This is a genomic window from Pseudoalteromonas sp. Angola-4, from assembly GCF_028599265.1.
Taxonomy (GTDB): Bacteria; Pseudomonadota; Gammaproteobacteria; order Enterobacterales; family Alteromonadaceae; genus Pseudoalteromonas; species Pseudoalteromonas atlantica.
This window is the reverse complement of sequence record NZ_JAQREK010000009.1, coordinates 40697-59884: the sequence shown is the minus strand read 5'-3', so window position 1 is coordinate 59884 and position 19188 is coordinate 40697. Positions and strand designations below refer to the sequence as shown.

The 19188-nt window shown below is 40.8% G+C and carries 20 protein-coding genes; 7 read left to right on the top strand and 13 right to left on the bottom strand.

Annotated elements, in window-relative coordinates; genetic code table 11:
• Positions 1 to 7: 7 nt before the first annotated feature.
• A complete protein-coding gene (locus PSH48_RS11820; protein WP_273611640.1) occupies positions 8 to 2437 on the bottom strand; it encodes a zinc-dependent metalloprotease in 2430 nt (809 codons plus the stop codon).
• A 155-nt stretch (positions 2438 to 2592) separates the two neighbouring features.
• On the opposite strand from PSH48_RS11820, the gene PSH48_RS11815 reads away from it, so the two are divergent.
• Positions 2593 to 3561 (top strand): class 1 fructose-bisphosphatase, encoded by a 969-nt coding sequence (locus tag PSH48_RS11815; protein WP_004589078.1) that lies wholly within the window; start codon positions 2593 to 2595, stop codon positions 3559 to 3561.
• Positions 3562 to 3679: 118 nt separating this feature from the next.
• Here the strand turns inward: PSH48_RS11815 and PSH48_RS11810 are convergent, their stop codons facing one another.
• Positions 3680 to 4006 carry a hypothetical protein gene (locus PSH48_RS11810; RefSeq protein ID WP_273611639.1) on the bottom strand — a complete coding sequence of 109 codons (327 nt, stop codon included), beginning with the start codon at positions 4004 to 4006 and terminating at the stop codon, positions 3680 to 3682.
• Positions 4007 to 4049: 43 nt separating this feature from the next.
• Between PSH48_RS11810 and PSH48_RS11805 the strand changes: the two genes are divergently transcribed.
• Complete coding sequence (locus PSH48_RS11805) at positions 4050 to 4400, top strand: DUF5522 domain-containing protein (RefSeq protein ID WP_273611638.1); 351 nt, start codon at positions 4050 to 4052, stop codon at positions 4398 to 4400.
• Between the two features lie 29 nt (positions 4401 to 4429).
• Here the strand turns inward: PSH48_RS11805 and PSH48_RS11800 are convergent, their stop codons facing one another.
• From PSH48_RS11800 to PSH48_RS11775, 6 genes are all read right to left on the bottom strand, one after another.
• Positions 4430 to 5533 (bottom strand): capsular polysaccharide export protein, LipB/KpsS family, encoded by a 1104-nt coding sequence (locus tag PSH48_RS11800; RefSeq protein ID WP_273611637.1) that lies wholly within the window; start codon positions 5531 to 5533, stop codon positions 4430 to 4432.
• Between the two features lie 175 nt (positions 5534 to 5708).
• Positions 5709 to 6128: a group I truncated hemoglobin gene (locus PSH48_RS11795; RefSeq protein WP_273611636.1), complete on the bottom strand. Its 420-nt coding sequence runs from the start codon at positions 6126 to 6128 to the stop codon at positions 5709 to 5711.
• On the bottom strand, positions 6128 to 6961 hold the full coding sequence (locus PSH48_RS11790; RefSeq protein ID WP_273605970.1) for a DUF3034 family protein: 834 nt from the start codon (positions 6959 to 6961) through the stop codon (positions 6128 to 6130). The genes PSH48_RS11795 and PSH48_RS11790 overlap by 1 nt, the downstream gene beginning before the upstream one ends.
• Complete coding sequence (locus tag PSH48_RS11785; RefSeq protein ID WP_273611635.1) at positions 6948 to 9263, bottom strand: bifunctional diguanylate cyclase/phosphodiesterase; 2316 nt, start codon at positions 9261 to 9263, stop codon at positions 6948 to 6950. Before PSH48_RS11785 ends, PSH48_RS11790 begins: the two co-directional genes overlap by 14 nt.
• The gene (locus PSH48_RS11780) at positions 9256 to 9915 is read right to left on the bottom strand and encodes a methylamine utilization protein (RefSeq protein WP_096041160.1); all 660 of its coding nucleotides are present in this window, start codon (positions 9913 to 9915) and stop codon (positions 9256 to 9258) included. The genes PSH48_RS11785 and PSH48_RS11780 overlap by 8 nt, the downstream gene beginning before the upstream one ends.
• A 121-nt stretch (positions 9916 to 10036) precedes the next feature.
• Positions 10037 to 11140 (bottom strand): phosphoribosylaminoimidazolesuccinocarboxamide synthase, encoded by a 1104-nt coding sequence (locus tag PSH48_RS11775; protein WP_138579235.1) that lies wholly within the window; start codon positions 11138 to 11140, stop codon positions 10037 to 10039.
• Between the two features lie 376 nt (positions 11141 to 11516).
• Here PSH48_RS11775 and PSH48_RS11770 point away from each other — a divergent pair, with 376 nt between their 5' ends.
• Genes PSH48_RS11770 through PSH48_RS11755 form a run of 4 tightly spaced genes read left to right on the top strand, consistent with a single transcriptional unit; the run spans position 11517 to position 15139 of the window.
• A complete protein-coding gene (locus PSH48_RS11770; RefSeq protein ID WP_029773269.1) occupies positions 11517 to 12587 on the top strand; it encodes a CDP-glycerol glycerophosphotransferase family protein in 1071 nt (356 codons plus the stop codon).
• An 11-nt stretch (positions 12588 to 12598) separates the two neighbouring features.
• The gene (locus PSH48_RS11765; RefSeq protein WP_029773268.1) at positions 12599 to 13297 is read left to right on the top strand and encodes an ABC transporter ATP-binding protein; all 699 of its coding nucleotides are present in this window, start codon (positions 12599 to 12601) and stop codon (positions 13295 to 13297) included.
• The gene (locus PSH48_RS11760; RefSeq protein ID WP_273611634.1) at positions 13294 to 14625 is read left to right on the top strand and encodes an ABC transporter permease; all 1332 of its coding nucleotides are present in this window, start codon (positions 13294 to 13296) and stop codon (positions 14623 to 14625) included. Before PSH48_RS11765 ends, PSH48_RS11760 begins: the two co-directional genes overlap by 4 nt.
• A 13-nt stretch (positions 14626 to 14638) precedes the next feature.
• A complete protein-coding gene (locus tag PSH48_RS11755; RefSeq protein ID WP_024033344.1) occupies positions 14639 to 15139 on the top strand; it encodes a DUF3299 domain-containing protein in 501 nt (166 codons plus the stop codon).
• Positions 15140 to 15144: 5 nt separating this feature from the next.
• Here the strand turns inward: PSH48_RS11755 and mutM are convergent, their stop codons facing one another.
• The gene (mutM, locus tag PSH48_RS11750; RefSeq protein WP_273611633.1) at positions 15145 to 15954 is read right to left on the bottom strand and encodes a bifunctional DNA-formamidopyrimidine glycosylase/DNA-(apurinic or apyrimidinic site) lyase; all 810 of its coding nucleotides are present in this window, start codon (positions 15952 to 15954) and stop codon (positions 15145 to 15147) included.
• The gene (locus tag PSH48_RS11745; protein WP_004589064.1) at positions 15954 to 16469 is read right to left on the bottom strand and encodes a hypothetical protein; all 516 of its coding nucleotides are present in this window, start codon (positions 16467 to 16469) and stop codon (positions 15954 to 15956) included. Before PSH48_RS11745 ends, mutM begins: the two co-directional genes overlap by 1 nt.
• Positions 16470 to 16587: 118 nt before the next feature.
• On the opposite strand from PSH48_RS11745, the gene PSH48_RS11740 reads away from it, so the two are divergent.
• Positions 16588 to 17514 (top strand): manganese-dependent inorganic pyrophosphatase, encoded by a 927-nt coding sequence (locus tag PSH48_RS11740; RefSeq protein WP_004589063.1) that lies wholly within the window; start codon positions 16588 to 16590, stop codon positions 17512 to 17514.
• 208 nt (positions 17515 to 17722) lie between these two features.
• Here PSH48_RS11740 and rpmG read toward each other — a convergent pair whose 3' ends face one another.
• From rpmG to radC, 3 genes are all read right to left on the bottom strand, one after another.
• Positions 17723 to 17878 carry a 50S ribosomal protein L33 gene (rpmG, locus tag PSH48_RS11735; protein WP_004587947.1) on the bottom strand — a complete coding sequence of 52 codons (156 nt, stop codon included), beginning with the start codon at positions 17876 to 17878 and terminating at the stop codon, positions 17723 to 17725.
• Positions 17879 to 17889: 11 nt separating this feature from the next.
• Positions 17890 to 18126: a 50S ribosomal protein L28 gene (rpmB, locus tag PSH48_RS11730; protein ID WP_004587946.1), complete on the bottom strand. Its 237-nt coding sequence runs from the start codon at positions 18124 to 18126 to the stop codon at positions 17890 to 17892.
• 270 nt (positions 18127 to 18396) lie between these two features.
• On the bottom strand, positions 18397 to 19071 hold the full coding sequence (gene radC, locus PSH48_RS11725) for a RadC family protein (protein WP_024033348.1): 675 nt from the start codon (positions 19069 to 19071) through the stop codon (positions 18397 to 18399).
• Positions 19072 to 19188 lie beyond the last annotated feature (117 nt).

Sequence of the window (19188 nt, the reverse complement as noted above, 5' to 3'; positions counted from 1 at the left end):
CATATAATTAAATTGGTGAGCCCGGTGGCATTGGTAAACCACTGAAGTTTTCAGGCCACTTACCTACTTTTAAAAACTGTTTTATTTGCTCTGCTAAATACTGTTTAAACGCGCTTTCTCCTACACTGGTATTACTTAACATTGAGTTTTGATTGTACTCTTTACTTAATTTTACCAAGTAGAAACGTAGCTGCGCCTGCACCTCTGGGCTTACCTTGTCACTAGTGACTAAATCAGCCATATTTTTTGCAGTTAAAAACTGCACCCGCTGGGTGATTTTGCCTTTCATTGTATTAGGTGATGACACATTAAACACTTGGCTGTAAAGCTGCTCTAACAACTCATCTAAGCTGTAAAAATTATAATTACGTACTTGTTGTTGAGCTAAACGATTTAAACGCTGTGGGTTTAATAATAACGATAAACTATGCTGCGCAGCTACTTCTGGCAAGGCCATCGCATCAAGTGTTATACCCGTACGCCCTGTTATGCTTTCACGCGATTTAGACTCGCCATATGCTTTTGGCGGAATAAGCGCTAACACCGACTCAGGCAAAATTAAATTAGCCGGTTTTAATGTTGTTAAAATAGCACTAAGCGCCGCTTGCTGCTGCGCTTTTGCAACCACTTGTGCGCCCTTAGCAGGTGAGTTGTTACGTGTTTCGTATTCGTAGTTAACCCCCGCAATTAGCTTAACTGCAGCCTCTACTTGATAGCGATGAAATAAATAAAGCGGCACGAGTTTTTCTTCTAACTGCGAGAGTGCATCGCCCGTTTTAATGTTGTTAATACCAAATTGCGAAAGCGCTTTTTTACGTACATCAAGCACTCTAAGTAACTCTTGCGTTGGGTTAGTACCGTTATCCCATAAGTGCGCTGTAGGGTGTGCCCCGCCCTTTGCGCGTGCGTCGCTATCAGATATAAACTCAAGGCCCATCGTTTTGTTCTCTTTTAATATTGCTGCAAGCTCAGCACTTTCATCTTGATTGGTAAAGTCGCTGTAACCATACTTAATAACTTGGGTATCCCATACGCCCATACCGCTTGCATAGCCGCGGGTTACATCAAGCTCGCCTTGCTCGTTAAAGCTAAGTAGTGGGTGCGGGTAATCCATAACCGACGCTCTATCCCCCACCGAGGCTGCAAAGTTATGTGCAATGCCCAGCGTATGGCCAATTTCGTGTGCACTTAACTGGCGAATCCTATCAAGTGCCATTGCCTGTAAATTTTTAGCCACCTCGTTACCTTTTAAATAAGGCGCACCAAGGGCTTCTGCAATTAAAATATCTTGGCGTACACGCAATGAGCCAAGTGTTACATGCCCTTTGAGTATTTCGCCGGTACGAGGGTCTATAACAGAGCTTCCGTAAGACCATCCGCGTGTAGCACGATGCACCCACTGAATAACGTTATAGCGAATATCCATAGGATCAGCATTGCTCGGCAATACTTTGACTATAAATGCGTTTTTATAGCCTGCTGCGCTAAAGGCATCATTCCACCACTTACCGCCTTCAAGTAACGCGCTTTTAACCGGCTCAGGCACGCCAGGGTCTAGGTAGTAAGTAATGGGCTCAACGGGTTCACTAATCGGTAAACTTGGATCTTTTTTAGCTAAGCGATGACGCGGTATATAGCGCACAAACATAGATTCACCAAGGGGGGCTGCATAGTCTTTATGCTCAATGCTCCAATATCCTGATTGCGGGTCAAATTTGCGTGGCGTGTATTTATCATCAGGTAATTTAATAAGTGAGTGGTGCATATGTACAGTAAGTGCGTATGCATCGGCGCTTACTTGGCGCACAAATTTACCTGGTTTAGTACCCTTAAACGTTAATACTGCTTCAAGCTCGGTATTTTTTACAAACGCTTTTGAGCGATTCATATATACAGCGCTGCGTGATTCATCAAGGCTAAAGCTGCCTTGCTTGCTCGCTGCAAGCGTACGGCTTACCCCGTGTACATCGCTTAATAAATAGGGTGTGTAATCAATCAGGAGCGTTTTTTCGCTTTGCGCTACCACTTTAAAGCCCGCTAAAATACTGGATGCAAAGGCCTCTTTAATACTTTGCTGCTCAGCTTTGTTAGTGGTATTAGCGCGATAATATGTATTTAGCGCGCGCAACATTACTTTATCGCCAAAACGCTCAAACTGAACTAAATGCGTGTTACCAAGCTGGCCTCTATCTAAGCCTATATCGTTAGAGCCAACACCATAGGGTAAGCTTTGCTGAAGCAAAAATTGCTGCTCTAATTTATCTACTTTTAAAAACACTTTGCCGTTTTGAGTATCGTAATAAAACGAAAAGTACCCAGGAAAGTGATTCATTTGCGCAGTAAATTCATCTATAGGCTTAATTGCTGCGTGCGCTTGGGTTATCATAGAGCACAGCACAGTAAAGAATATGTAACTTATTAGTGGTATTTTTTTCATAATCTTATCTTTGTTATTGGCGTTTTAAGTACGATTAGGTGGCACCATTATTACAGTGCTATTTAAACAATACAGGTATTTAAGACGAAATTCAGCGCACTAAGTTAATCTCTCTCACATTTAGATTAGCTAGTACACGTTATCAGGAAAATAGAATGCGTAGACTCCCACCTGTATTACTAGAAGACGGTTGTCCTAGAGAACTTTTATCGTTAATTAGAACCATTTTAGCAGCATGTAAAGAAATTTCGTTTCGTGTTGGCCAAGGTGCGCTTTCAGGCGTATTAGGCTCAACGCTTGATGAAAACATTCAAGGCGAAACCCAAAAAAAGCTCGATGTACTCTCTAATCAGCTTTTAAAAGATATTTTACTGGAGTCTGGGTCAGTTAAAGCCATCGCCTCAGAAGAAGAAGATTACACAGTAGCTGGCAACCAAGACGCTAAATACATTGTGGCGTTTGACCCGCTTGATGGCTCATCAAATACCGATATTAACTCGCTAGTGGGTACTATATTTTCAATTATGGAAGCCCCTGAAGGCTCAGATGCCGCCGATCAAAGTATATTTATGCAGCCAGGCCACAAACAAGTTGCTGCAGGTTACGTGCTTTACGGCCCATCAACTATGCTTGCACTTACTACAGGTAAAGGCACACGCATGTTTACGCTAGATAAAACCCAAGGTAGCTTTTTACTGACACAAGACTTTGCCACTATCCCTGCTGATACAAACGAATTTGCTATTAATGCGTCAAACCAGCGTCATTGGCAGCCAGCAATGCAAAACTATATTAATGACTTACTCGCTGGCGATACCGGCCCACGTGCTAAAAACTTTAACATGCGCTGGATTGCCGCTATGGTTGGCGATGTGCACCGTGTACTTAGCCGTGGTGGTTTATTTACCTACCCAACCGACACCAAAGATGCAAATAAACCTAATAAGCTACGTTTACTGTACGAAGCCAACCCCATGGCTATGCTAGTTGAGCAAGCAGGTGGTATCGCCTCTACGGGTACTGAGCGTATTATGGATATTCAACCCGATGCAATCCACCAGCGTGTGGCGGTAATATTAGGCTCTAAAAACGAAGTAGAAACGTGCTTGGGATATCATAAGTAAATAAGTTGTCTGTTGTAAAAAATACTAAGCCGCATTTAATTTAAATACGGCTTTTTTATTTATTCGTTACATATAACCGCAGTAAGTTGGCATCTAAAATAAGAGTCAGCCTAAATATCTAGTCCTTCAATAATGCCAGTAATTGTTCAAGCTTTTGGCTATCAAGCTCTCCCATTTGCTCACTATTACTGAGCGCAAAAATAACCCCTTCGTGTTCGGCGCAATTTATATCATCTCGCGATTCAACCACATTTGCCCATAGCTCTAAAGCATCTATTTCTATTTCGTGGTTTACACAACGTGTTAACACGTCAATCAATACCGGCTTTGTGAGTGTATAACCGGGAGCACTTTCCTCTGCTGGGGTAGAAATAATCACGCTAATAGCATCATCTCTTTGCTCACCAAAGGTAATAAATTCGGCCAATGCTTTTTGTATATTCATAATATTTGTTATTCTTGCTGCTCTACTGCTGATAAGACTTAAAATGACGAGATTAAACTGCTCACAATGCCACACTGCGCTTATTTGTAATGTAAACGATATAAACGCATGCTGGTGTAACCAATTACCTGCTATTTTACCGCTTGAAGAGTCAGCAACAAGCTGTTTATGCCCGCAATGTACGCTTAATAAAATAAACGCTTATTTAGCGCATATTTATACTCAGCCAATCAAAGCACAAATTGAGTTTGCTAAAAGATTTAGAGGTAATGAAAATTTAATTGAAGGGCTAGACTACACCATGCAAAATGGCTACATGGTGTTTAGTAAATGGTTTTTTTTAAAGCGAGGAACATGCTGTAAAAATGGCTGTAAAAATTGTCCTTACAGCTAAATCACAACATGTTGATATACAATACGCGGTTAAATAAGTTCGTTGGGCACATTGTTGCTGTATTGTGCAAATTTATCCGCCCCTTTAAAACGTAACTCAATTGCTTTGATATGCTCTTCTTCGGCGTGTTTCCAAACGCCCGGCACACTATACACATGCTTTAAATAGCAAAAAAACTTATCGCGTAGCTGCGGATTAAACTGCCATCCTTGAGCTACATCTGCTACTTGGGCAGCTAAGCCCTCACGAGTATCAGCATGCTTAACTAAGCCTTCTATATTATAACAAGCCTGCCCTACAGTAATTACGCGCTTATTTAGTAACAGTGCTTCTAAACCGACCGTAGAGTTGATAGTGATCACCGCTTCTGCGCATTCAATAAGTTCACAGGTTTTATTGCCGTTTGCAAATAGTGCAATTGGGTCTTTATCGTATAAATGGGTGTAATGCTTGTGCCACGACGGGTGTTCTTTAAAAACGACCTTTAAACTAGGGTCGTTCAATGCTTTCACTGCGCTAACAACTTCATCGTATAGCATTTCCATTGAGTCAATCCATGGCGAAAAGCTCGCTAATTGCGTATCGTGAGGCACTTGAAAAGGCACAAATATGTAGCGTTCAGGTATATTTTCAGCTGCAAAATCACAGCGTTTTTTATGGTTTTCTCGTGGGACAAGCGCCGGTGCATCAAAGTTTAAGGCATTATTTGCATTAAAATTTAAATAAAAATCAGGTTCTCGACTTAGCGACGCATTAAAGTTAATCCCTTGAGGGTCTAAACTGGTGGTACCCGGAAGCAAACCATTTTCATAATAAAATTGCTTAATACCCAGTGCCTTGGCAGCCATAGCAACGGTAGTATTAGGCAGTTTATTACCATTCCATATCACCATTACATCAGGGTTAACTTCAGTTAATAAAGCTAAATATTTTGCGTAACGCAAACGCTCAAAAAAGCGCAGCCCCACTTTGTAAACCGCCGATACTAAAGCATTGTTCCAAAGGTTATTACGGGCGCGCTTACGTTTTAGTTGTGCATTAATAACATCGTTAAAATCAACTTTAAACGCTTTACTTAAATAGTGTATAGCTGAAAGCTTTGGCGCCCCCATAACATGCAGTTGGCAATCCATACTCAGCTTTTTGATTATTTTTTTATAGTACTTTGCGTGTACATTTTTGCGGGATATAAATAGGTAAGACATACAAGCTGTGCGCGCCAATTATTGTTTATAGGAAATAATACTAAGTGGACACTATTACAAAAGTAAGGTTCACTGCTACGAGTAAATAATTTACAGATGTTACCTAAATTCTTATTATTTTACTACGCAGCGGTGCCATCCTAGATAGAATCTCATTTTGTATGCTATGGCTAATATTTTGCTCTTCCATCGCATTTACAAGTAAGTCCACCACATGGTTAAAATCTTTCTCAGTTATGTGCATCCCAGTATGAATATCTACCATAGAATCTCCTGTGTACTTGCATGGGCCATCAACTAGCATACACATATGCATAATAAAGCCTTCTCTAAAGTGGCTTATGTCGCTGTGTTCAAAATAATGCAGTACTTGTTCATCATTACCTATTTGGTAAATAAAACTGTCTACAATACGCGCAAGCCCCGCTCGGCCATCAAGCTCTTGATAAAGTGATAAATTTGTTGAGCTTGCGCACCCTGCCAGGGCACTTAAACACAACCATAAAATGACAACGTTTTTCATTACCAATACCCTGTTACCGATAAGTACCACCCTGTTTGATCGCTCGCACCTGCAATGCTACCTAAATCTAAGTATGCAGCGGTGACACTCACGTGTTTGTTTGGCATCCAAGCAACAAATAAATCTTTCCAGTCTTGTTCACCCAAATTAAGGTTATTAGACTTTTGCCTATACTCTATACCTACGGCAACACTTCGGCTCAAAAACACAGCCGTGCTGCCTTCAAATAAAATTTTTGCATCATCATTTGCCCCACCATAACCAAGCAAACCGAGTTGATTAGCCTCACTGTAGCGAGTTGTGACGTTCCAAAACCAGTTAAGCCCCCCTACAGCGCCTAAGTGGAGTTTACTAGCTGCTAGGTAGTAATCAGTGCCACTAGTATCTTGTGCACCTACGAGGGTCGCAACAGCGCCATCATCAAGGGATTTATGCTGTATACCCACACTCAATTGCGGCCAGTCACTGTAAACTATGTCGCCGTATAAACGAATTTTAGCGCCCGTGATAGATTGCTCTATTTCGGTATCAAGTGCAGGCACGTCAAAACGTTGTTGAGCGTAGCTAAGTTCTACACGATTAAATAGGTTAACTTGTACTCCACATACATCTAAAGTGTAGTCTGTTACATCTGCACGGCTACAAAAGCCATTCACAGAGAACTCGTCTTCGCTGGCGTAACCTGCAAGCTGTGCCCAAGGCACAATACCGCCGCCCCCGCCGCCTTCTATTTGCGAAACCCCGGGGGTCGCTAATAATTTACCATCGCTTGCTAAACCAGAAAAGCTCGAGCTAAGTAATAACCCAAGTAATAAACACTTAACTTTTTTCATAATATTCCTTTAGCCACTGTTCTAATAATTCTGCTTTTAAAGGCCTACTTAGATAATAACCCTGAGCATGGTCACAATGCATAAGTTTAAGTAAGTCTAACGAATCTCTGTTTTCAACGCCCTCAGCAACAACGCTAAAGCCTAGTTGATGCCCTAAGGTAATAGACGACTGCACTATGTGTTGATCCTTGCGCGACTCATCTAACTTTAAAATAAAGCACTTATCTAACTTTAGCTCATCAATAGGCAGCATTTTTAATCTCCCCAGTGATGTTTGCCCTACGCCATAATCATCCAATGAAATTTTTACACCGATCGCTTTTAAGTTTTGTAATGCTTTTATGCCTTTTTCTTCATTTTCAATCATGTCGCGCTCAGTTAATTCAACAGTAATGAGGGATGGATCAACATTGTATTTTTTTAGAGTACGCACTAACGCTGAATGAAAGCTCGGTGAGGCAATATCTTGTGCTGATACATTAATTGCTGCCTGCATTTCAATCCCTTTAGCCTGCCAATCAGCCACCTGAGAAACCACAGTGTTAACAACCCATGATGTAAGCTCAACAATAAGCCCCGATTGCTCAGCTAAATCAATAAACAGCTCTGGGTTTACCCAGCTGCCATCTTTACGTTGCCAGCGGATCAGTGATTCGACTTTATTTATTTTTTGTGTGTGTAAATGCAGTTTAGGCTGATAGGTCATAAATAATTGCCCATCATCATCGCTAATGGCTTGTTTAAGCTCATCTAACATTTTAAGACGATCTAAATGCGCTTCGTCTTCACCATTTTGGTAATAATGAATACTGTCTTGGCTATCTGTTGCATTGTCTACGGCAATAAGTACGCGGCGCATTAAATCGTCGCTGGCAAGACCTTGCATGGGATACTCGACAACCCCAGCGCTAAAGCGTAAGTTAATTTTTAACGTTTTAATGGTATAACACGCTAATAGCTGTGCCATTAAACCAACTATACCGCTTTTTTTCTCTCTGGCAGCGGCACTTGGAAACACAGTTAAAAACTCATCGCCACCAATACGCGCATGAAAGCCGCCAAGTTCGTCCGAAAAGCCACTAATTCGATTAGCAACCGCTTTTAAACATTCATCGCCTACGCGTGGGCCTAGCTTATCGTTTATATGCCGTAAACCTTTTATATCAATAGCAACTAGGGTGTATTGTGTAGAGGGAGTCAGCTCATCATCGAGCACTTCAAGCATAGCCGAGCGGTTATAAAAGCCTGTAAGCGAATCATGGCGTGCCTGAAAACTAATTTTTTGTTCACGCTCGTTAATATCGTTACCCATGTTATCAAAGGCGTTAGCAAGGGTTGCTATTTCGGTACTTTGTTTAGATGCATTAAATTCAAATGCGTAATTACCTTGTGCAAATTGCCTGGCAATAACTGCAAGCTGTGAGAGTGGGGTTGTTAAGTTATTTGCCAGTAAACTACTGGTAATAACCCCCACCAGCATCGTTAAAATGGCCATAATAATTAGCGTAAACAATAAGTTTTCAAAATCGTTATAGCTTTGCGTTAAATCAGCACTGAGCAAAATTGTTACCGCATCCCCTTGTAGGGAGGGCAACATAATATCTTGGTTTTTATATACAGGATAATCACCAAACAAACGCGTTGTTGTGGTGGTGTTAAAGTAGTTTTTAGGTGAAAAAAACTCTGGGCGATTAAGCAACGAGCTTCTTACGAGGTTGTCCTGCTCAGCAATAAAGCTGACATCCATTCCTGTTAGGTTTTTAAGTTCTAGGGCGACTTCGTCATCAATTTTAAAACCCACTAAGCTGTATGCAACGGTTCTAGGCGCCCTTACAGGTAGTAAAATAACTTGATATAACTGATTATTAAGAACAACAAAGCTCGATTGCTCTGGCGAAGTTAATAACTCATCCAGTAACGGCTTTAAATTTTGAGGGTACAAATCTGCATTAGTATTGGCTGAAATTAATTTACCTGATAAATCAATCAGTAGCATAAGCTCTGCATCAATACGCTGGCTGTGATTAAACAACACACTACTTATGGTGCCTGCATCGCGAGTGGCAACCGCTTGCTTAAAGCCAAAGTCGGCAGTGAGTACTTTAGCAGCAGTAAGCAGTAGGCTTTCTTTTGCGCTCAGATATTGCTTATATACATTTTGCGCTACGCTAATATCTTGATTTACTTTTTCTTCTTGAAATTTACTTGTAGACCACCAAAAGCTAACAATGCTCACCATAGTGGTCAGTAACACTAAGCCTACACATAAAACAATAATGCGGTTTTTTAAACTGTTAGTCATTACCGCCCTTAAACTTACTACCAAAAGTATTTCGCGGTGCTGGGGTGGAGGTATTAACCTTAATTAGTAACTCATTGTTATTGTTTATTGTTATCATTTTTTTATTTTCCAACGGTGCAGTTTGTAGCGCATGCCACACACTCAGCGTAGTCGGTAACGGCGTTATGTCTAAAGTTAACTTACCCGTATTATTAGTTTTATAAACGTGTTCACTATTGGCTACATAAATATAGCCAACCATAGAGTCATGAATATTACAGCCTAGTACAACAACACCTTGTTGATCAAAAATTACAGGCTCTTTAGGTTGGCCTGAATAGAGTTTTAGCTGAAAGGGCTTAGCCTGAGAAAAAGAGTAAACATGATGGCGGATATTATCGCTGTTAGGAAAGTTAACCTGCTGGCCTTTTTGCACCACCAGTAAATCAGGCAAAAACGCTTTATGTACTTGGTCCATTACCGCAACGGGTAACGTAGTGCGCTCTGACTTTGTCGCCTTATAAAGCTCAACGATTGCGTCTTTTAGTGGCTGACCATGCTGGTCTTGAATTACTAAATCAATATTTTCACCCAGTACGCCTTGGCTAAAAAATAAAGTAGCGGCGAGTAAATAACCTCTTTTATTAAAAACTTGCTGCACTTGCCTAAACATATCAATACCTAAAAGTTAATCTTAGGTTAAGTTAATTAGAGACCAGCACTAATTGCAAGGAATATAGCCCAGTAACTAAAAATAAAGACTGGGCTTTGTTTATTTTAATACTTTAGTTGTACTATTTTACAATAAGGTCGTAATCAGTATCTAAAATATTAATTACTTCTTGGCGAGGATCTTCTGGAATTACAATCTCTTTACCAATGATTTTACTGGCAATGCCTACATAAGTGTTAGACACCTCAAGCATGACCGATTCTGGTAAAATAAAGTCTTTAGCAAGCTGCTCTCGCTCATCCATGCGGTCTTTATTTAACAGCACGTCACTTTCTGGCACAGTAGAAATTAATAACTGGCGGAACCCTTCTTTAGAGTTTTCGATTATTTTACCATCTCGGTAAGCCGCGCCATCCCATATGCGCGAAGAGTCTGGGGTGCCTACTTCATCAATATAAATAAGCTGTTGGTTACCGTCTAAATCCTCTACATAACCAAACTCAAATTTTGTATCTACAAATATTTGATCAAGCTTTGCCAGCTCTTCACTAATTAGCTTAAAGCCCTCAACCAATAGCTTTTCGTATTTAGTCACATCCTCTGCCGATTTAAAATTAAATACGTCTAAATTATCAGTGATATTAGCGCGCGTAATATTCACATCATCAACAGGTGGAATATCAGCCACGCCTTCGATAATACCTTTTGTAGAAGGGGTTATTAGTACGTTTTCAAGCTTTTGGTTTGCCGTTAAGCCCTCAGGTAAATCTATGCCACAAAAGCTGCGAACCCCTTTACTGTAATCACGCCACATGCTGCCGGTTATATATTGACGCGCAATCGCTTCTACTTTTACGGTACTTGCTTTGCGCACAATCCATACATAAGGATGTGGAATATCAACAATGTGGTTACCCGCAAGGCCAGCTTTATCAAATAACTTAAACCAATGAGATGCAACAGAGTTAAGCGCAATACCTTTTCCCGGCACGCCGTTTAAGCCATTTTCGCCTTGCCAAATACAATCAAAAGCAGAAATACGGTCTGAAATAACCATAATTGCCAGCTCAGTTCCTTGCGGAACTTTATAGTTTTTTTCTTTAATGAGGCGTGCGCTGTCTTCATCTGTTAGCCAATAAACCGAACGAACTTTACCGCTGTGTACGGCACCTTTAGTGCGAATAGGTAAGTCATCGTTTACGTCTAAAACTTTATAGCTAGTCATGCTATCTCCGGGGTTAGGGATGCTCATAGAGCAAAGTATGGTATGGGGTTATAAGCACTATATAATAAATCAGCCTACCCTAAAGCTCAATCAGCACTGAAAACTAAATAACCTGAAGTCTGGTTAAGAGACTGACTAGGGCGTGTTGTATTATGGCGATATTTAAATTTATTTTCTCTAGCCAGAGATTTTCAATGAAAGTAAGGCGAATTTACGCGTCAATAGCTGGCCTATTGCAAGTAAACTCAACGCAGTTAGCGCTGAAATAGCTGCTAGAAATAGGTTTATTACCCAGAGCTCAGTTTAAATAACCACGCAATATTTATATGGCTGTAATAATGCGGTAAACTTAGCGTGCTAACTAGAGGAGTAACGCTTGGACTACCTAACTGCGACCGCAAATAAAAAATACTTAATGTATATTTCGCAAAATTATTCATACGCTATTTTAAGGCCGCTTCAGGCGCAAATTTTAGCTCATGGTGGAGAAGTTCGGTGGTTTTTAGCGGGTAATGAAGTAAACCCCGACTTTTTAGATGATGATGAAAAGCGTTTAAACTCGATTCCCGCTACCCAGAAATGGAATCCAGATTTAGTTTTTATTCCTGGTAATATTGTTCCAAGTTTTATTCCTGGTAAAAAAGTAGCTGTTTTTCATGGTTTTAATTCAGGAAAACTAAATAGAAGAGGGAAAGAAGATCACTTTAATATTCGTGGGTGTTTCGACTTATACTGTACGCAGGGTCCCAATACCACCACCAAGTTTAAAGAGTTGGCGCGACAATATGGTTTTTTTAAAGTAGTAGAAACAGGCTGGCCAACATTAGACCCTCTTTTTAGTAATACGCTAAACAACCCTTATGTAAATAATGATCCACGTCCTACACTACTAATTTGCTCTACTTTTTCACGAAACCTGTCACTAGCTCCCAAACTATATGAACAAATAAAGCAATTTAGCCTGCAAGGGAAGTGGCGTATTTTAATGCAATTTCATCCTAAAATGCCCCAAGAATGGGTAGATAAATATAAAGCATTAAATAATAAAAACTTAACCTTTATAGAAACCGATAATGTGATCCCTCTTCTCAAAGCGGCTGATATAATGCTGTGTGATACATCATCGGTGCTATTAATGTTTTTATTACTAAGAAAGCCCGTTGTTACATTTCGAAATCAAAAGCCTCAGCCTCATTTAATCAATGTGACAGAGGCTGATAAAATAGAAGCAGCAATAGAGCACGCATTAACGAGACCTAAAAATTTAATGCAGCATATTGAAAATTATTGTCTAGATATTCACCCTTATAGCGACGGTAAATCTAGTTTACGCGTGCTTAACGAAGCTAATGAGTTTTTACACAAAAGCGACAAACTTAAACCAAAGCCAATAAATATAATTAGAAGCTTTAAAATGCGTAAAGACCTCAAGTATTGGGGTTGGTAACACCACACTGTATGATTGAGCTTGATAATGTAACCTTTAAATGGCATAAAAATGATGCCAAGCCTACGCTAAATATCCCAACCCTTAGAATTGATAAAGGCGAGCATATTTTTTTACATGGTCCCAGCGGCGTCGGTAAATCAACCCTGCTTGCGCTATTGGCAGGTATAAACACACCAAGTAGTGGCAACATACGTATTTTAAATCGCGATTTAAATACACTTAGCAATACGCAAAGAGATGTATTTAGAGCGGAGAATATTGGCTATATTTTTCAAAACTTTAATTTATTACCGTATTTAACACCCATTGAGAATGTCACGCTTGGCTGTGAATTTTCAAAAAGCAGAAAACAAAAAGTCTTACAGCAAACAACAGCGCCCAAGCCAAGCTTACAAAAAGAAGCGATACGCTTATTAACAGCATTAGGCTTAAGTGAGTCTTATCATAGTAAAGATGTTGCCTCGCTCAGCATTGGTCAGCAACAGCGGGTTGCCGCCGCTCGCGCATTTATTGGCAGCCCAGAGCTTATAATTGCTGATGAGCCCACCTCGGCACTCGATACCGCAAATAGAGAAAGCTTTATAAAGCTGTTATTCGAACAGGCTAAGCGCGCCAACAGTACGTTAGTTTTTGTAAGCCATGACGAAACATTAAAACCGCTATTTAATCGTGCTATTAGCCTAGTTAGCTTACAGGAGCAGTTATGATCCTGACTAAGTTAGCTTATAAAAGTTTGCTAAATCGCCGAGCAAGTGTACTGCTCACATTGTTTACCATTGCCATTAGCGTGATGCTTTTACTAAGTATTGAGCGAATTCGCGTGGATGCAAAAACCAGCTTTAGTAATACCATCTCTGGGACAGACCTAATTGTAGGCGCCCGCACCGGCGATATTCAATTACTGCTTTCCTCTGTATTTAGAATAGGTTACGCAAATAATGGGGTGAGCTGGCAAAGTTATCAGTACATCGCAGCTCAGCGTGGTGTTAAATGGAGCATTCCTATTAGTTTAGGCGACAGCCACAAAGGCCAAGCTGTACTAGGTACAAGCCGCGATTACTTTACCCACTATCGCTTTGGTAAAAAGCAAACGTTAAGTTTTCAACAAGGCCACGCGTTTGAGCATTTAAACCAGGTGGTACTTGGCAGCGATGTAGCGAGCCGTTTAGGGTATACACTAGGTGATAACGTAGTAATCTCACACGGCATGGGTAATACGAGCTTTCATCATCATAAAGACAACCCGTTTACTGTTATCGGTATTTTAAACGCCACTGGCACGCCAGTAGATAAAACCTTACACATACCTCTAGCAGCTATTGATTTAATACATGGTGGTTCACATTCTGCGAATAATGAGCACGATGAGCACGATGAGCACGATGAGCACGATGAGCACGATGAGCACGATGAGCACGATGAGCACGATGAGCACGATGAGCACGATGAGCACGATGAGCATAACAACCTAATCGGTGAGCCAAGCCAAATTACTGCGTTTTTAATGGGATTCGACTCGCCTTTATACACATTGCAAATTAGGCGTAATATCAACCAATACAAAAAAGAGCCACTTCTGGCCATTATGCCCACAGTGACCTTAAAAGAGCTGTGGCAAATGCTCGCCATTGTCGAAAAAGTACTCTTACTGTTTTCAGGCGTTGTTATATTAGTCAGTTTATTGGGCATGTTGACCGCACTACTGGCCAATTTAAATCAACGCCGAAGAGAACTTGCTATATTGCGCTCAGTCGGCGCACGGCCATGGCAGCTATTTACACTAATAAGCATGGAGTCGTTATTTACAACGTTATTAGGCTGCCTAGTTGGCTGTGGTTTGTATTATGGCGTTATGCTTATCAGTAGCAGCTATTTGCAAAGCCATGCAGGAATAAGCGTTAATATTGCCATGCTCTCTTACTATGAACTCACTTTAATAGGCGTTATTATGGCCGCTGGGTTTATAATTGGCTTAATACCAGCTACCCGCGCTTACTTTTATTCGCTTAGCGATGGTATGAGTATAAAAACTTAACTTTAGGAATTTCATGATACTTTTTAAATCCGCGCTTTATTACTGCATGCTAGTAAGCTGCCTACTTATTAGCTTTGTCAGTAGTGCAAACCCGCCGAAAGAAATTTTTTGGGAAGACTTAATCCCACAAGGGCATGTACAAATAGATACCCAAGCACAGGCTAACCACGAAGGTAGTGAACAAAACTGGGTGCAGCCAGAGTTAGATGCTCCTGTGGTTGAAGCATTAAATGGCCAATCAGTAAGTTTACCGGGGTTTGTTGTCCCACTTGAGGGCGACAGTGAAGTTATTACTGAGTTTTTGCTTGTGCCATACTTTGGCGCGTGTATTCACGTACCGCCCCCGCCGCCAAATCAAATCGTTCATGTAACAGTAAAAGGCGGCGTACCCATAGAGAGCCTGTATGATGCGATTGTTGTTACCGGCGTTATCAGTACCGAAACCTGGTCTGGTGAAATAGCCCAAGTGGGCTATAAAATGAAAGCCGTCGGTGTGGCACCGTTTGAGCTATAACACGGCTATTTTTGGCAGTGCTTACAAAACACCGTACTGCGCTGCCCTAGTCTAATTTCTTCAAGTGGCGTTTTACACGTTACGCACGCCTCTCCTTTTCGTCCGTACACTAACAACTGCTGTGCAAAATAACCTGGTTTGCCATCACTTTGGGCAAAGTCTTTAAGGGTTGTACCGCCTTGTGTTATTGCCGCTGCTAGAGTGTCTTTAATAATAGGGATCAGGGTTTGATATCGCTTTAGCGATACTTTGCCTGCTTCGCGTTTTGGGTGTATTCCCGCCTTAAATAACGACTCATTGGCATAAATATTACCTACGCCCACTACCACCGCGTTATCCATAATAAATTGCTTCACGGGGACTTTTTTATTTCGCGATTGCTCGTATACACGCTTTGCAAAAAAATCATCCGTAAGCGGCTCAGGGCCAAGTTTTGAGAGTAACTTATGAACATCCCCCGGTGCTTGCCATAAACAGCAACCAAACCGGCGTGGGTCGTTTAATCGCAGCGCCTTGTCATTACTAAGAACAAACTCAACATGATCATGCTTTTTAAGCGGCTCGCGTTTATCCACAACGCGCAAATTACCCGACATTCCCAAATGTAAAATAGCACTCCCTAAGTCGCAGTGCAGCAATAAATACTTTGCACGGCGCTCAATTCGCTCTACCCTCAACCCTTCTAACTGATAAACATCATCAGGCACAGGCCATCGCATGCTGGCATTATAAATATTTACCTTCGTCACCACGTGGTTTTCTACATGCGGGGTGATCCCCAGTCTACTTACTTCTACCTCTGGTAATTCAGGCATTAATGCAACTCACTTTTTGAAAAATCAACACTTGGAAATAACTGCTTTGCAGTCGCTAAATCAAGCCCCATCACGCGCTGGCTATTTTTTTCCAACAAATAATACTTACCGTTACCTTTGTACAGTAAATAAACCCAAGGTAAGCGCTCGCCAGCCAACTCAAAGGTGGCCACGTACAATGGTGAGTTTGGATTAAATACAACAGACTCATTTACCTGCATCAACGCAGCCGTTTGCCAATGGTTAATTAGCTCAGCTAATTGCTGCTGTGATGCATCCCACCTCACGGGCGTATTTTCTTTTAATGCGGTTGTACGCCAACTTGTACCAATACGTTCAATTTTCTGATCAACAAAGCTCAGTGTTAACACAAAACTTTGCAATGGCAGTACCGGTTGTAATGTAGGCTCGTCTTCGCCCCCTAAAAACTGCTTATGCCAGCCATTTAAAAAGAAGATCATAATCAACATCGAAAAAATAATAACGTTGTTCCAACCTTTGCGGCCCAGTCGCATATTTATACACCCAGTAAATTCAAGATTTTAAAGTGTAACTAAAACTTAATTGCACTGTCTATATGTTAAAGGCCACAGACTTTGGTAGAATATCGGCAAATTTAAAGGAGTTCCGTCAATGTCTATGTATGTAGTGGGCCATAAAATCCCAGATTCAGATTCTATTTGTGGTGCAATTGCACTTGCTTATTTAAAAAACCAAATCGATGAGCCAGCAATTCCAACACGCCTTGGTGAAGTGTCACCAGAAACTCAATTTATCCTAGATAAATTTGGCTTCGAAGCACCTGAGCTTAAATTAAGCTACGCTGGCGAAGATGTATATATTGTTGACCACACAGAAAAAACACAAGCACCAGATGATATCGACCAAGCACGTGTTGTTGGCGTAGTCGATCACCATAAACTAGGCGATTTAACGTCATCTACACCGCTTGAGTGTTGGATCCGTCCGGTAGGCTGTTCAAACACCATTATTAAAATGATGTATGACTTCTACAACGTAGAAATCCCTAAAGATATTGCTGGCATCATGCTATGTGCAATTTTAAGCGATACCGTTATTTTTAAATCGCCGACCTGTACAACGGCTGATATTAAATGTGTAGAAGCACTAGCAGAAATTGCCGGCATTGAAGACTTTAAAGAACTAGGCATGGACATGTTCCGTGTTAAGTCAGCTGTTGAAGACACCCCTGTGCGTGACTTAGTAATGCGTGACTTTAAAGACTTCAACATGAACGGTCACCTAGTGGGCATTGGCCAGCTAGAGGTTATTGACCTTGCAGTGTTTGACGAAATTAAAGCAGACTTAGAAGCCGATATTGCTAAGCTAAAAATTGAAGGCAACCGCCACTCAGTATTTTTACTGCTTACCGACATCATGAAAGAAGGCTCACAAATGCTGATCGCTTCAGATGATGCAAACCTTGTAGAACAAGCTTACGGTGAAAAGCCGAGCGAAGATAAAGTATGGCTAGATGGCGTACTAAGCCGTAAAAAGCAAGTAGTACCACCACTACAAGACGTGTTTGCCAAGCTGTAAGCTGTAAGCTGTAAGCTGTAAGCTGTAAGCTGTAAGCTGTAAGCTGTAAAAATAATGACCTTGTGGGTTTTACCTGCAAGGTTTTTTTATGCCTAAATTATATCTGTAGATTTAATAAAATATTTTAGGGGCTGTTTAATATTGATAAGTGCTAAAAACAAAAAACCCAGCATAAGCTGGGTTTTTACAATTCTGAAAGAAAACTAAATTACTTGATTTTAGCTTCTTTGAAAATCACATGTTTACGAGCCTTAGGATCGAACTTTTTGATTTCCATCTTTTCAGGCATGTTACGCTTGTTTTTGTCGGTAGTGTAGAAAAAACCAGTACCAGCAGTTGAAACTAAACGGATTTTATCGCGCATGATTCAGTTCCTTAAACTTTTTCGCCGCGAGCACGGATATCTGTAAGTACCGCGTCGATGCCTTTTTTATCGATAATACGCATACCTTTAGTAGTAGTGCGTAGTGTTACAAAACGTTTTTCACTTTCAACCCAAAAACGGTGTGTTTGTAGGTTAGGTAGGAAACGACGTCTAGTCGCGTTTCTCGCGTGTGAACGGTGATTACCAACCGTTGGACGCTTACCTGTAACTTGACATACTTTAGACATGTCTATATATCTCCAATAACTTCGCTCGAGCTTAATTTAACCTAAGGCCATGTATTTGTGCCCTAGATAAATCGAAGGGCGCTCTTTATACAGCTTTTACAGGCAAAGATCAAATACTGATCTATCCAACCAGCTCATATGTAAATTTGATAGCGGCTAATTATAAAGATCGAATGCCCTTAGGGAAAGTAAAAACTGCATTTAAATTAAACTAATTTGCTAAAACCGTCCAAACCGCTCATTTTTAACACACTTATTCATCAAGCAACCTTAAATCAAGCCTCGCTGTGCAAAAGAAACACACGTTTCTCCTCCTACAATGATGTGATCAAGCACATTTATGTCTACTAATTGCAGTGCTTGTTGTAATTTATTAGTGATAAGTTTGTCTGCTTGGCTTGGTTCGGCAATCCCGCTTGGGTGATTGTGTGCCAAAATAATGGCCGCAGCATTATTTTTTAAGGCCGCTTTTAGAACTTCTCTGGGGTAAACGCTGGCTGAGTTTATCGTGCCATAAAACAAAATTTCGTCTTTTACTAAACGGTTTTGGCTATCAAGATAAAGCACCATAAACACTTCTTGCTGTAGCCCGCGCATTTGCAGCGTTAAATATTCATACACCGCATTTGGTGAATTAAACACCGCATCGCGCTGGCAACGCTCCTGCATGTAACGCTGACTCAGCTCAAGCACCGCTTGCAATTGCACATATTTTGCCATCCCTAACCCTTTTTGTGCGCAAAACTCATCTTGGCTGGCGTTAAATAAATTATGCAATGTTTTGTTTTCGTTAAGCAGGTGCTGTGCAAGCTCAATCACATTCATACCGGGTAAGCCCGTACGCAAAAATATCGCTAATAACTCAGCATCGGTCAATGCTTTAGGGCCTTTTGCAATGAGTTTTTCGCGTGGGCGAAGTGAGTTAGGTAACGATGTTAATTGCATTATTCATCCTTGATGATTAAAAAACAGTCTTATAACTGTAATGCAATTTTTAAAATTAGCCTGATTATTTAATCCTAAAAACTTAGCTCAAAGCACAAAGATTTGTTATTTTAGCCT

What these genes read in the sequence shown, in the direction of transcription:
- PSH48_RS11820 (WP_273611640.1), bottom strand. Translation starts at nt 2,437, where the DNA reads ATGAAAAAAATACCACTAATAAGTTACATATTCTTTACTGTGCTGTGC.
- PSH48_RS11815 (WP_004589078.1), top strand. Translation starts at nt 2,593, where the DNA reads ATGCGTAGACTCCCACCTGTATTACTAGAAGACGGTTGTCCTAGAGAA.
- PSH48_RS11810 (WP_273611639.1), bottom strand. Translation starts at nt 4,006, where the DNA reads ATGAATATACAAAAAGCATTGGCCGAATTTATTACCTTTGGTGAGCAA.
- PSH48_RS11805 (WP_273611638.1), top strand. Translation starts at nt 4,050, where the DNA reads ATGACGAGATTAAACTGCTCACAATGCCACACTGCGCTTATTTGTAAT.
- PSH48_RS11800 (WP_273611637.1), bottom strand. Translation starts at nt 5,533, where the DNA reads ATGGATTGCCAACTGCATGTTATGGGGGCGCCAAAGCTTTCAGCTATA.
- PSH48_RS11795 (WP_273611636.1), bottom strand. Translation starts at nt 6,128, where the DNA reads ATGAAAAACGTTGTCATTTTATGGTTGTGTTTAAGTGCCCTGGCAGGG.
- PSH48_RS11790 (WP_273605970.1), bottom strand. Translation starts at nt 6,961, where the DNA reads ATGAAAAAAGTTAAGTGTTTATTACTTGGGTTATTACTTAGCTCGAGC.
- PSH48_RS11785 (WP_273611635.1), bottom strand. Translation starts at nt 9,263, where the DNA reads ATGACTAACAGTTTAAAAAACCGCATTATTGTTTTATGTGTAGGCTTA.
- PSH48_RS11780 (WP_096041160.1), bottom strand. Translation starts at nt 9,915, where the DNA reads ATGTTTAGGCAAGTGCAGCAAGTTTTTAATAAAAGAGGTTATTTACTC.
- PSH48_RS11775 (WP_138579235.1), bottom strand. Translation starts at nt 11,140, where the DNA reads ATGACTAGCTATAAAGTTTTAGACGTAAACGATGACTTACCTATTCGC.
- PSH48_RS11765 (WP_029773268.1), top strand. Translation starts at nt 12,599, where the DNA reads ATGATTGAGCTTGATAATGTAACCTTTAAATGGCATAAAAATGATGCC.
- PSH48_RS11760 (WP_273611634.1), top strand. Translation starts at nt 13,294, where the DNA reads ATGATCCTGACTAAGTTAGCTTATAAAAGTTTGCTAAATCGCCGAGCA.
- PSH48_RS11755 (WP_024033344.1), top strand. Translation starts at nt 14,639, where the DNA reads ATGATACTTTTTAAATCCGCGCTTTATTACTGCATGCTAGTAAGCTGC.
- mutM (WP_273611633.1), bottom strand. Translation starts at nt 15,954, where the DNA reads ATGCCTGAATTACCAGAGGTAGAAGTAAGTAGACTGGGGATCACCCCG.
- PSH48_RS11745 (WP_004589064.1), bottom strand. Translation starts at nt 16,469, where the DNA reads ATGCGACTGGGCCGCAAAGGTTGGAACAACGTTATTATTTTTTCGATG.
- PSH48_RS11740 (WP_004589063.1), top strand. Translation starts at nt 16,588, where the DNA reads ATGTCTATGTATGTAGTGGGCCATAAAATCCCAGATTCAGATTCTATT.
- rpmG (WP_004587947.1), bottom strand. Translation starts at nt 17,878, where the DNA reads ATGCGCGATAAAATCCGTTTAGTTTCAACTGCTGGTACTGGTTTTTTC.
- rpmB (WP_004587946.1), bottom strand. Translation starts at nt 18,126, where the DNA reads ATGTCTAAAGTATGTCAAGTTACAGGTAAGCGTCCAACGGTTGGTAAT.
- radC (WP_024033348.1), bottom strand. Translation starts at nt 19,071, where the DNA reads ATGCAATTAACATCGTTACCTAACTCACTTCGCCCACGCGAAAAACTC.